Here is a 12,269-nt window from a genome sequence, read left to right as displayed (position 1 = left end):
TACGAATGTAACCTTACGAATGTTTAGTGATGAGAACGTACCCCTTCGCCTTACATGTGTAAAGTTTGTCGGGTGAGTGATGTTTCCGAAGATGCCGATGAAACTGGGACGAGTGGTTCTCGGAGTACTCGCGCCCGAAATCCGAGAGGAAGCGGCGCACGGCTCCGCGGAGAGATCGTCGCCGCAGCGGCGACGCTCATCGCCCGCACCGGATCGGATCAGGCGGTGACGCTCCGATCGGTCGCTCGCGAAGTCGGGATATCCGCACCATCTATCTACGGACACTTTTCCGATCGCGATGCCATTGTCGAAGCGGTGGTCTCCGAATCGCTGGAGCAGTTGCATCTCGCCGTGGCCGACGCCGTTTCCGCACACCCCGACCCGGTCGAGGGTCTGTATGCCGGGTGCTCGGCATACGTCGAGTTCGGCATTTCCGAGCCCGCTCGGTATCGGGTCTTGTTCGGGTGGTCCAGGCCGAAAGGTCAGTCACCACAATCGGATACGCGAGGACTGGCCGCCTTCAACACGCTGGTGACCAACCTCGACGCGTGCGTCGCCGCTGGGAGGTCGGCCAGCACAGACACTTTTGTCGATGCGGTATCGATCTGGACTTCGCTGCACGGACAGGTGATGTTGCGGGCCGATCTTCCGGAATTCCCGTGGCCGTCGACCGACACCGTCGGTGAGATGGTGAGGAGCCTTGCGCGGCTTGTGAACTGACGCCTCAACCGTTTGCTGATCGGCAACCAGGCGAGGTCTGATCCAGCATCGTGAGATAGGCATCGAGCTGAGCTGCGCCGGCGAGAAGGTTGCGACTGCGTGTGGCCAGCCGGTCTTGCCAGGATTCGAGGAACGCTGACAATGCGTCTGCTCCGCCGGCCTCGCGCAGCGAATCGAGAAACTGAGCGACTTGCGACAGCCGATAGCCACCGCGCCGCAGCTGCCGTGCGATCTCGGCGTCGCGCACACACTCCGAACCGTATTCGCGATAACCCGTTGCCTGTTCGCGCTCGGGGCGCAGGATGCCGTGCTCTTCCCATGTGCGCAGTGTCGCCGGGTGAACGCCGAGACGGCGCGCCAGCTCACCCACCGTCAGCGCTGGACCGTGCACCAGTGCCGGTGCCATGGTGGACAGAGTCCCCAGCGCTGTGGCTACCTCGGTGCGAGTTTTTCGCTCGGCGAGCAGCGTCACGTGCGCACTGTCGATCAGGCGGTAGGCGGACTCGGTGTCGCCCTGGTTGGTCGCCCGCATGATTTCCGTGGCCCGCTGGTGCCCGTGACCGCCGCGCAATGCGAGGAAAGTGCGCAGGGCTTGCGCGTGCACTGGGGTGTATCGCCGGTAGCCGTAAGTGCTGCGCTCGCTCGGAGGGAGGATGCCGGCATCGTCGTAGTTGCGGATCGCCTGTGCGGACAACCCGTGTTCACGGGCAAGGTCTATGGGCCGCACTGATCACCTCCGATTGAGGCTTTTCACGGTATACCCCAGGTAATTGCCAGTGAAAGTTTCACTCGAATCTTCAACGATACTGTCGAAGGCAGTCCACCTTCGAAAGGGATGATCATGTCCACTGCCCCAGCGCTGAGTGAGTTCGGCCGCCAACTCGAAGACGCGGCAAGTCTTGGTCGTGCGGTCGACGAACTGCTCGCAGCGCGAACCGAGGTGCCGGCTCTGCTCGCTCTCGGCGAGCCGACTCATGGGATCAAGGCTTTTCCGTTGCTGCGCAACGAACTTCTCGGCCAACTGGTCGAACGAGGATATCGGTCGATCGTGCTCGAAACAGATGTCTTTGCGGCTTTGCTTGTCGACGACTACGTGAACGGGGGAGAGGCGGACATCGAGAAGGTGCTCGCCACAGGCTTCAGCCACGGATTCGGTGCGGTACCGGGTAACCGCGAACTCGTCGAATGGCTACGCGAGTACAACCACGGCCGCGCTCCGGCCGACCGAGTTCGCTTCTACGGCTTCGACGCTCCGGTGGAGTATTCCGGCGCACCGAGCCCACGTGGCGCGCTGTCTGCAGCAGGTGACTTCCTGCCCGCTGCGATGCGGCCGCACTCGTTCGACGACATCGACCTTCTGCTCGGGCAGGACACCGACTGGACCAACCCGGCGGCGATGTTCGAACCGGCTGCGTCCGTCGGCAACTCCGATCAGGCTCGTGCCCTGCGCATCATTGCGGACGACCTCGCCAGCGTCCTGCGGCGCGCCGCACCTGTGCTGCGGCCCGCCGACCCGGCCGGGTACGACCTGGCCCTTGCACATTCACGCACCGCTCTGGGGCTCTTGCGCTATCACTCCGCGATGGCGAGTTCCGCTCCTGATCGCATCGGCACTCTGCTCAGTCTGCGTGCCGAGATGATGGCCGAGAACCTGTTGGCGGTCGTCGTCCAGGAGCAGCGACGCGGGCCGATCCTGCTCTTCGCACACAATGCCCATCTCCTGCGAGTGCCGTCCGACATGCCCGTCAACGGCGACGTGGTCAGCTGGGGGAGCGCCGGCTCACTTGTCGGACTTGTCCTCGGGGAGCGCTACGTATTCGTGGCAACCGACGCCAACCCCGACAGTGATCCGGGCACTCTGCAGGGAGCGTTGGCCGATGCGACCAGTCGGCGTGCCCTGTTTCTGGCGCCCGCACTTCGCGCAGCACTTGACCCGTCCGTCACCGCGGGAGAGGCGATCCTGCCCGGCCACCTGCCGCTGAAACCTTCGGAGTTGGACGGCGCCGACGCGGTCATTTTCGTCGCGGACACTGATGGAAAACGTTATCAATACTGGTAACAGCGTCAGGGGCAGAGTGCGTGCGAGAGTATCGCGACGGTGTCCGGCTGGTCCTTCGGCGTCGACGTCAGCGTCACAGTGAACGCGCGGTCCGGCGTCGCGCCGGACAGTGTGTAGTACCCGTAGATCCCGCCACTGTGGCCGGTATAGGTGACGCCGCAGGGAAGTTCGGTGGCGCCGACGCCCATCCCGTACCCGAGTCCCTCGGCTTCGGTGGCGGCGACCTGAGGGGTGGTCATCTCGGCAAGCTGCTCGGCCGGCACCACCTGCCCGTCGAGTAGTGCACGCCAGAAGGTGTTCAGGTCTGTGCCCGTCGAGACCATCGCTCCGGCAGACCAGGGGATCGACGGTTCCGTGCGGGAAACGTCGGTCAGGCCACCGTCGAGATCCTGATAGCCCGTCAGGTGATCGCCCCTGATGTCGAGCTCACCGGCCGGCGGGAGGTACGTGTCTTCCAAGTCCAGCGGATCGAGTATCCGAGACCGGAGTTCATCGGCGTAGCTGCGGCCACTCACGGATTCGACGAGCATTCCGAGAACGATGTAGTTGGTGTTGGTGTAGACGAACGACGTTCCGGGGACGAATTGCGCCGGTTTGCCGAGGGCGATGGCGACCGCGGCGGACGGCGTCAGCGTTCGGTTCTCGTTAGCTGCAATCCATTCGTCGGCGCCGGGTTCTCCGGCGAACTCGGGAAGGCCGCTGCGATGTTGCAGCAGTTGCCGCACGGTGATCGCGCTACCGTCGATGCCACTGCCGTCCATGTCACTGCTGTGCAGTAGGCCCGGGAGATACCGCTCGATCGGTGCGTCGAGGTCGACCTTGCCCTCGGCGACCAACTGCAGAACGAGTGAAGCTGTGAATGTCTTTGTCACACTTCCGATCCGGACGCGATCATTCTTGCCGATCGAATCGCCGTTGGTCCGGTTGGGCACGCCGCTGGTCATGACAGCCGTCGTGGTGCCGTCGTCGAGTGTTGCGATCGACCCGACGACACCCGACCTGGTGAGTCCGTCGAGATCCGATTGAATCTCCACTGCGCGCTGGAGCGTCGAGCAACCGACGAGTGCCGTGGTGGCTCCGATGATGACCGCGGCGACGAGCAGGTATGGGCGCATGAGTCGAATCTATGGACCTTGTCGTGCCGCGGGATCCAGGAAATCCCCCATCATTCCCTGATCTTCTGCCAGCCCGGGACGTAAGGCCCGTTTGTTCAAAACCGACAAATCGGATCAATCATTCCTGTCCGAACACCACGTCCACGCCGTTAACATCCGAACGAAGTGTGTTTTCACGTGTCTTACCAGTTCACGGCTATCGAGGTGCGCTGCCGCGCGCCGAAACGACTCCCACGAAGGACGGATGCATGAAGAAGTCGACACTCCGCACGGGAACGGTCGCGGCTTTGCTGACCGGAAGTGTCCTGTTGCTTTCCGCTGCCCCCGCCTCAGCCGACCCGGGAAGCCTCGGTAGCGGTGGCAGTAGCGGGAGTTCCGGAAGCTTGGGAAGCACGGGCAGCATCAGCAGCGGATCAGCCGCCCTTCCGATTCCGAGTCCGGCAGGGCTGATCGCGCTGGCAGCGGCGAGCACTCAGACCGGAAAGCCCTACCAGTGGGGCGGCGTCGGGCCGAACTCGTGGGACTGCTCCGGGCTGGTGCAATGGGCGTTTCGGCAGGCCGGCGTGAATCTGCCACGGACCAGCCAACAGCAGGCCAACGTCGGACAGCCGGTTCCCCGGTGGGCCCTCGCCCCCGGCGACGTCATCACCTTCTACCCCGGTGCGACGCACGTCGGCATCTACGCTGGGTTCGGAATGGTGTTCAACGCCTACGGAGTTGGTGTTCCGACCGGACTGACGCCGCTGGCGGATCTGCCGATCAACAACATCCGCAGGTTCTAGAACCTGCACAGAACCTTCACAAGTCCTCCCAGGTTCATCCACGAGGGCCGAATACAGTCAGTTCCATGAGTCAGCGAAGAGTGCTCGTGGTCGACGACGAGGTCAGCATCTGCGAGTCCATCGCGGCGAGGCTGCGTGCCGAGGGCTACGACGTCGAGCTGGCGTTCGACGGTCCCAGCGCGGTGGCCCGCTGCGAGCAGATGGACGCAGACCTGGTGGTACTCGACGTGATGATGCCGGGATTCGACGGACTCGAAGTCTGCCGCCGCATCCAGGCCGTGCGCCCGGTGCCTGTGCTGATGCTGACCGCTCGCGCCGATGAAACGGACATGCTGATCGGTCTCGGCGTCGGGGCCGACGACTATCTGAGCAAGCCGTTCAGCATGCGTGTGCTCGTCGCCCGGGTGCAGGCTCTGCTTCGGCGTGCGGATCGCGCGGAGCACGCTGCTCGCCCGGTGGCCGACCTCCTCGAGTTCGGTGACGTCGTGATCGACCTGACCGAACGTCGAGTGCGCCGTGATGCGCAAGAAGTTCACCTGACTCGCACCGAATTCGATCTCATCGCCTATCTGGCGGAGCGGCCGCGAGCCGCGATCCCGCGGGAGTCGCTGCTCGAGGAGATCTGGGGCTGGGGTGAGGGAGCGGGCAGTCGGACCGTCGACAGCCACGTCAAGGCGCTGCGACGCAAGCTCGGACCTTCCGTGATCCGGACCGTTCACGGCGTCGGGTACGCCTGGGACGTGCCGCGATGAGCGTCGTCGACCGTCTTTTTGCACGGTGGCCGCGGCCGCTGGACCCGATGCGGTCCTTCAAGGTGAAGGTCGGCCTCCTGGTTGTCGCAGCACTGGTGTTCGCCGCGGGTGGTTTCTGGCTGACGTCGCAACAACCGTTTCGTTTTGCTCTACTGACGGCGTTGGTTGTCGCTCTAGGCGTTACGCAGGTGCTCGCACACGGGATGACGTCACCGCTTCGCGAGATGACGGCCGCGGCGAAGGCGATGGCGCGCGGCGACTATTCGCGGCGAGTACGAGCGACTTCCAGAGACGAAGTAGGCGAACTCGCCCATGCGTTCAATCGGATGGCCGAGGACCTCGGGGCCGACGACCGGTACCGCCGCGAGTTGATCGGCAACGTCTCCCATGAACTGCGCACGCCCATCACCGCTTTGCAAGCCATGCTCGAGAACGTCGTCGACGGTGTCGAAGAACCGGATCCGGCGATGATGAAATCGGCGCTGCGGCAGACGGAACGACTGGGCGCGCTGGTAGCCGACCTTCTCGATCTCTCGAAACTCGAGGGTGGCGCAATGCCGTTGAAACGCCGCCGTTTCGAGGTCGAGCCGTTCCTACGTGAGCTGTCGAGTGTGAGTGCGGGCGACATCGAGATAGACGTCAAGCCTCCGCAATTGTCCGTGGTCGCCGATCCGGATCGCCTCCATCAGGTGGTGACCAACCTGGTGGACAACGCGGTTCAGCACGGGAACGTCGACACCAAAGTTGTGATCCGAGTACGTACCGGCAGCGCGGGGGAGTTGGTGCTCGACGTCCACGACGACGGCCCCGGCATCGAACCACAGGCCCGTGAGCGAGTGTTCGACCGCTTCATCCGCGGCGGCTCGACCGACGGGGGTACCGGGCTCGGCCTCGCGATCGCGAAGTGGGCGGTCGAATTACATGACGGCAGGATTGCCGTCGTCGATGCCCCGTCGGGTTGTTGCATTCGAGTAGTGCTGCCGCAGAACTGAATCAAAGTCCCTGACGAGATCGAGAGATCTCGCGATGGCGCATGTCTTCATCGGCATTCGTCTGTACTTCCGACCCTGAAAAATTGAACCAGACACATAGGAGATCACATGAGCGCTCCGATAGTAATTCCACCGAAACCGCCGATGCCGGCCGTAAAACCCAAGCGTTCCAGCCGGTTCTGGCGTCCCGATCGCACGTCGATGGCCACCCGCTCGATGCTCCTCGGCGCGGCCGCAGTAGGGGTGCTTGCGGCCCTGATCCTCGACCCAGGGTTCGCGAGTATCGCGTACGTGATCGTGGGTGCCAGTGTGGTGATCGTCTTCGGGATTCTGACGACGCCGCGGATGACCGTGACGCAGTGGGTCGCCGCCATCGGGATGCTCGCACTGCTGGGTGTTGCCGCCGTTCGCGGTGCGGAGTGGTTGGTGTTCCTCTGCGTCGTAGCTGCGTGGGTTCTGTTCACGTGGACTCTGATCGGCGGGCGGACGTGGACCGGAATACTTCTGGGAACGGTCGCTCCCTGGCGGGCACCCCACCGGACGGTCAACTTCGTTCGTCGTCGAAAACTTGCTACCCGCTCTGCTCCGCGGGTGCCGGCGGCGCGAGTTGTCGTCGTAAGCGCAGTATCGATTCTTCTCCTGCTGATTTTCGGATCTTTGTTCGTGAGTGCGGATCCGGAGTTCGCGAAGATCTTCGGCGGCTTCGCTCCTGCCATCTCGGTGTCGAACCCGGGAGCACGGATCTTTGCCGGCGTCGTGATGGCGTTCGGCACGCTGGTTGCGGTGTATCTGCGCCGCAGAACGCCGACGGTGGACGCGTTTGCACCTGCGCAGGCGACGCCGTTGCCGATGTGGGAGTGGGCGGTCCCGCTCGGAGTACTCAACGTGCTGTTCCTCGGTTTTGTTGCAGTACAGACGAAGACGCTGTTCGGGGGAGACGAGCACGTACAGGTGACCGATGGACTGACCTATGCGGACTATGCGCGTGAGGGTTTCTGGCAGCTCATGGCGGTTACCGTGCTGACGCTGCTCGTCATCGCCGTCGCAGTGCGGTACATCGACCGCCGCGACGCTGGATCGAGGCGTCTTGCCCGCGGACTGCTGGGTGCCCTGTGTGTTTTCAGCCTGGTGATCGTGGCGTCCGCTGTGCACCGGATGTGGTTGTACGAGAATCAGTACGGTTTCACGGTGCTCCGGGTCAGCGTCTTCGCGACCGAGCTGCTTCTTGGCTTCGTGTTCGTGTTGTTGCTCGTCGCAGGTATTCGGATGTCCGGGAAGTGGCTGCCCACAGCTGTTCTCGCCACTTCGGCCGTCGCGCTGCTGGCCTTCGCGGTGTTCAACCCCGACGCGTACATCGCGCAAAAGAACGTGGAACGGTTCGAGGGCGGCAAGAGCATCGACGTTTCCTACTTACGCGGGCTCTCCGTCGACGCGGTACCTGCCTTGGATCGTCTACCGGAACCGCAGCGTTCATGTGCCTTGAGCAGATATCGACTCGGAGTGCCGGGCACCACTGCGCCCTGGGAGTTCAACGCAGCGCGGGAGAAGGCCCGCGACATCCTGGAAGCTCGCCCGGTGGGGCCGTGCCTGCAGATGTACACGGTCGGATAGACGCAGGGCGATTGTGCAGCCGCACGGCAGATATCGCGCGCGGCTGCACAATCGGCGAGCGTCGCCTGGTCGATCAGTGCACGGCGAGTGAGATTTTCTCCCGTTCCTCTGCGGACACCACATCTCGGGTGGATCGTAAGTCGACGGTCACGCTGTGGAGTTTGCCGCCGTAGCGGAACGTGCCCTTGTCCGCGAACTCTTCCGCGACCGGGCTTCCCCGGTTGATGCCGACGTCGAGCTGTTCGTTCATGCTGAAGATCGCCCGAGTGGTCTTCTCGATCCGGCCTTCGGAGACCACCTCGTCGTCGACGCTCAGGGTTGCGGTTCCACCCTTGCCGATTCCGCCGCCGTCGTACTCGAAGTGGACGGACACCTCGCGTGCATTGGGTGCCAGCGGGTTGCGCCCACGCACGAAGGTCCGACCACCGCCGCTGAAGTTGTAGCAGTAGACGGGGACGGAATCGAGTATGTACAAAGCGAATCCGCCGAACCGGCCACCGAGGCTGACCAGCATGCCGTCGGCGACGCTACCCAGACTTGCGGTCAGCGTGTACGAGCGGTTGAAGAACGTCGGCGCGGCTTTCTCGACCAGACCGTTCATGTGTGGGTACAGCGTGAGGGTCTTGCGGCCCATCATCGGATGCGGGGGTCGTGATTCCGCGGTGGCGTGGCGACCGACCGTTCTGTCGTCCAGCGGCAGCACCTGATATTTGGCCGCCTCGACGAGGAACTTTTCCTTGAGCCGGGCGAGGATCTCGGGATGCTCGTCCGCGAGATCGCGGGCCTGCGACCAGTCGACCGAGGTGTCGTACAGCTCCCAACGGTCCTCGCTCATCGGTGTGAGCTCGAGGCCGTGAGTGGCCATCAGCCAGGGTGCGCGGTGGGCCGTGACTGCGGTCCAACCGTAATCGTAGACTCCGCGGTTGCCGAAGATCTCGAAATACTGTGTGGTGTGGCGCTCTTCGGCATCGGGCTCGGCGAAGGTGTAGTTCATCGCCACGCCTTCCAACGGTTTCTGGGTGACCCCGTCGACGCTGGTCGGTGCCGGAATACCGGCAGCTTCCAGGATTGTCGGCGTGATGTCGACGCAGTGATGCCACTGCTCCCTGATTCCTGGCTTGTCGATCCCCTTGGGCCAGTGGGTGATCAGACCGTTTCGGGTACCGCCGTAATGGGACGCAACCTGCTTGGCCCACTGGTAAGGGGTGTCGAGAGCCAGAGCCCACGACGCCGGATAGTGCGGGTAGCTGGTTTCGGTCCCCAATTCGTCGTAGCGCGCCAGTACGTCGGATGTCGCACTCTTGTAACCGTTGAGGCCGGCGAGGTAGTTGAACGAGCCCTCCATTCCGCCTTCCGCGGAAGCGCCGTTGTCACCCATCATGTAGAGCACCAGAGTGTTGTCGAGTACATCCATGTCCTGCAACCGGTCGACGAGCCTGCCTACCTCGTCGTCGGTGTGCTCGAGAAACGCCGCGTACAACTCCATCAAACGGGCCGAGACCTTCTTCTGGTCGTCGTCGAGTTCGTCCCAGTGTGGGAGCCCTGGAGCCCACGGGGCCAATTCGGTATCAGGAGCGACGACGCCCAGTTCCTTCTGCTTTTGGAGGGTGATCTCGCGTTGGCGATCCCACCCGTGATCGAATTCGCCGACGTACTTGTTCAGGTATCGGTCCGGAACCTGGAGTGGAGCGTGGCACGCGCCGAAGGGGAGATAGCAGAACCACGGCTTGTCGGGGTCCATCGTGTTGACGCCCTCGATCCATTCGATCGCGTGGTCGACGAGATCCTCTGACAGGTGGTAACCCTCCTGTGGTGTCTTGGGTAAGTCGACCATCGTGAAGTCCTCGTAGAGAACCGGGGTGAACTGGTCGGACTCGGCACCGAGGAAACCGTAGAACTTGTCGAAACCCTCACGGACCGGCCACCGATCGAACGGCCCGGCAGCGGTGGTCTCCCACGTCGGGGTCTGGTGCATCTTGCCGAAAGCACCTGTCGCATAGCCGTTTCCCTGTAGGACGCGTGCGACCGTGGCGGCAGAGGCGGGGCGGGTCCCGTTGTATCCCGGTGCCGCGTTGGCCATTTCGGAGATGACACCCATACCGACACTGTGGTGGTTGCGCCCGGTCAGTGTGGCGGCACGCGTCGGCGAGCACAGAGCCGTGGTGTGGAATCGGCTGTATTTCACGCCGGTTTCGGCCAAACGCTCGGCGGTGGGGGTGCGGCACGGGCCACCGAACGCGGAGGGTGCGCCGAATCCGACGTCGTCGATCATGATCAGCAGCACGTTCGGGGCCCCGGCCGGCGGGCGAAGCGGTTCCGGGCGGGTGTACGGGGGATTCTGATCGGGGTAGTACACGGCGGCCGCGACGTTCGGCGTCTCGGGAATGATCGGAATGGAATGGCGATTCACCAGCAGGCTCCTTGGCGTGTGCAAAACCGGGCGGATTAAGCAGTCGTCTTAATCTGGAGCGTATCGATCGGAATTCAGTTGGCGGCGCATGTCTCGTTGACTGGGACAACTACCCCCGTGAGTGGGTAAGGAGTCCCTGCACTCCCTAACCGCGCACAGGGGATGGGGCTTGCGGAATTAAGACAGTGACTTATATGGTCGGTGTATGCCTGCCTCGTTGGATGCCAAGAACGCCATGATCGCCGTCGCCGAGCGGATGTTCGCCGAGCAAGGTATTCACGAAGTGTCCATGCGGGACGTGGCGACTGCGGCCGGGCAGCGCAACAACTCTGCAGTTCAGTATCACTTCGGTGGGCGAGACGGTCTGGTGCTGGCCGTATTCCGGCATCGGATGGATCAGATCAACGCAGCGCGACTGACGTATCTCGACGACATCGACGCCAGTGGGCGGACCGACTTGGTCCGTGCTTTGGTCGAAGCCTTTCTGTACCCGCTGGCAGATTTTCTGGCGACGGTCGACGGTTCCAACTATGCGAGGTTCATTGCCCGAATCTCACCGTCGGTGGATACGCAGAGTGCTGAGTTCCGCGAGGTCAGCGAGGGGATCAACGAAGTTGTCGTCAGGTTGACGCGGGCGTTGCCGCATCTATCTCGCCGCGTCGCCGTCGAACGGATCGATCTGACGTTCAACATGAGCGTCTCCGCTCTGGCAATCTTCGAGCAGCGCCGCGAAGACGAAAACCCGGTTGTGCAGGCAGATTTCGATACGACAGTGGATCATCTGGTCGATCTCGCGGTAGGAGCACTGACCGCGCCCCAAAGCGCACACAAACGTACACGAGCAAAGCGGGTGCACGCGTCGACTGACGTGTGACCCCGCGACACGACACGACAGGACGGAGTCATTCGATGGCTACCCTTACATCCTCGCGAACAGTCCAAATCGGCAATCACACAATCGAATTCGGACCACGCGGAATGAGGCGAAACCCGGAAGGCGTTGAATCGAGGCCGTACGAGCGGTTCACTCTGACACCCGTCACACCGTTCATCGGTGCCGAGATCAGCGACATCGACCTGCATGATCCGTCGGAGGAGCAGATCGAGGACGTGCGTCGGGCCCTCCTCGAATGGAAGGTCGTGTTCTTTCGGGACCAGCCGATTTCGAGCGTGAATCATCGTGACTTCGCGGCCCATTGGGGTGAACTCGAGGTTCATCCACTTCTCCCGCAGGGAGAGGTCCCGGCAGTCGTCAGATTCGAACGCGGAGAGGACAGTCCAGGAACGGAGAACATCTGGCACGTCGACGTCACCTGGACGAAGACGCCGCCGCTCGGTTCAGTACTTCGGGCGATCGACGTACCGCCTGCCGGTGGTGACACGCTCTGGGCCGATATGGGTAACGCCTTCGACTGCCTCCCCGACGAGATCAAGGACTTGATCGACGGCAAGGACGCCATCCACGATTTTGTACCGTCCTTCGGACGCGGCATGAGCCCGGAGAAGTTGGAGCAGATGAAGGAGCAGTACCCGCCGGTTCTGCATCCGATGGTGCGTAAGCATCCGGAGACCGGGCGTAAAACTCTGTTCGTCAACAGCCTCTTCACCACCCACATTCCGGATATGGATCCTGTCGAAGGCAACGATCTGCTCAACCTATTGTTCGCGCAGGTCAAGGTCCCGGACTTTCAGTGCCGCTTCAAGTGGGCGCCGAATTCCATTGCCTTCTGGGACAACCGGGCCACCCAGCACTACGCTGCGAGCGACTACTTCCCGCATCGTCGCGTCATGGAGCGGGTGGCCATCCTGGGGGACGTGCCCTTCTGAT

11 protein-coding genes are annotated in these 12,269 nt (G+C 62.9%); 8 read left to right on the top strand and 3 right to left on the bottom strand.

What is annotated here, in order from left to right:
• The first annotated feature begins 72 nt into the window (after window positions 1–72).
• Complete coding sequence (locus tag M0639_RS22010) at window positions 73–720, top strand: TetR/AcrR family transcriptional regulator (protein ID WP_003940096.1); 648 nt, start codon at window positions 73–75, stop codon at window positions 718–720.
• A 4-nt stretch (window positions 721–724) separates the two neighbouring features.
• On the opposite strand, the gene M0639_RS22005 is transcribed toward M0639_RS22010, so the two are convergent.
• Entirely contained in the window at window positions 725–1,447 is a 723-nt protein-coding gene (locus tag M0639_RS22005; RefSeq protein WP_042451099.1) for a MerR family transcriptional regulator, read from the bottom strand.
• A gap of 108 nt (window positions 1,448–1,555) precedes the next feature.
• On the opposite strand from M0639_RS22005, the gene M0639_RS22000 reads away from it, so the two are divergent.
• On the top strand, window positions 1,556–2,779 hold the full coding sequence (locus M0639_RS22000) for an erythromycin esterase family protein (RefSeq protein WP_082893144.1): 1,224 nt from the start codon (window positions 1,556–1,558) through the stop codon (window positions 2,777–2,779).
• A gap of 5 nt (window positions 2,780–2,784) precedes the next feature.
• Here the strand turns inward: M0639_RS22000 and M0639_RS21995 are convergent, their stop codons facing one another.
• Entirely contained in the window at window positions 2,785–3,894 is a 1,110-nt protein-coding gene (locus M0639_RS21995; protein WP_064074005.1) for a serine hydrolase domain-containing protein, read from the bottom strand.
• A 248-nt stretch (window positions 3,895–4,142) separates the two neighbouring features.
• On the opposite strand from M0639_RS21995, the gene M0639_RS21990 reads away from it, so the two are divergent.
• The 4 genes from M0639_RS21990 (at window position 4,143) to M0639_RS21975 (ending at window position 8,031) form a co-directional block, all read left to right on the top strand.
• On the top strand, window positions 4,143–4,676 hold the full coding sequence (locus tag M0639_RS21990; RefSeq protein WP_020970417.1) for an NlpC/P60 family protein: 534 nt from the start codon (window positions 4,143–4,145) through the stop codon (window positions 4,674–4,676).
• Window positions 4,677–4,741: 65 nt separating this feature from the next.
• Window positions 4,742–5,428 carry a response regulator transcription factor gene (locus tag M0639_RS21985; RefSeq protein WP_003940586.1) on the top strand — a complete coding sequence of 229 codons (687 nt, stop codon included), beginning with the start codon at window positions 4,742–4,744 and terminating at the stop codon, window positions 5,426–5,428.
• Window positions 5,425–6,420, top strand: a complete 996-nt coding sequence (locus M0639_RS21980; protein WP_007727705.1) for a HAMP domain-containing sensor histidine kinase — start codon at window positions 5,425–5,427, stop codon at window positions 6,418–6,420. Before M0639_RS21985 ends, M0639_RS21980 begins: the two co-directional genes overlap by 4 nt.
• 108 nt (window positions 6,421–6,528) lie before the next feature.
• Entirely contained in the window at window positions 6,529–8,031 is a 1,503-nt protein-coding gene (locus M0639_RS21975; protein ID WP_306669952.1) for a DUF4153 domain-containing protein, read from the top strand.
• Window positions 8,032–8,104: 73 nt separating this feature from the next.
• Here M0639_RS21975 and M0639_RS21970 read toward each other — a convergent pair whose 3' ends face one another.
• Window positions 8,105–10,441 (bottom strand): arylsulfatase, encoded by a 2,337-nt coding sequence (locus M0639_RS21970; RefSeq protein ID WP_064074007.1) that lies wholly within the window; start codon window positions 10,439–10,441, stop codon window positions 8,105–8,107.
• 205 nt (window positions 10,442–10,646) lie between these two features.
• Between M0639_RS21970 and M0639_RS21965 the strand changes: the two genes are divergently transcribed.
• On the top strand, window positions 10,647–11,315 hold the full coding sequence (locus M0639_RS21965) for a TetR family transcriptional regulator (protein ID WP_030534932.1): 669 nt from the start codon (window positions 10,647–10,649) through the stop codon (window positions 11,313–11,315).
• Between the two features lie 35 nt (window positions 11,316–11,350).
• Window positions 11,351–12,268: a TauD/TfdA dioxygenase family protein gene (locus M0639_RS21960; RefSeq protein ID WP_030534931.1), complete on the top strand. Its 918-nt coding sequence runs from the start codon at window positions 11,351–11,353 to the stop codon at window positions 12,266–12,268.
• Window position 12,269 lies beyond the last annotated feature (1 nt).

The sequence above is a fragment of the Rhodococcus qingshengii JCM 15477 genome, from assembly GCF_023221595.1.
Lineage (GTDB): Bacteria > Actinomycetota > Actinomycetes > Mycobacteriales > Mycobacteriaceae > Rhodococcus_F > Rhodococcus_F qingshengii.
This window is presented reverse-complemented; position numbering and strand designations above follow the sequence as displayed.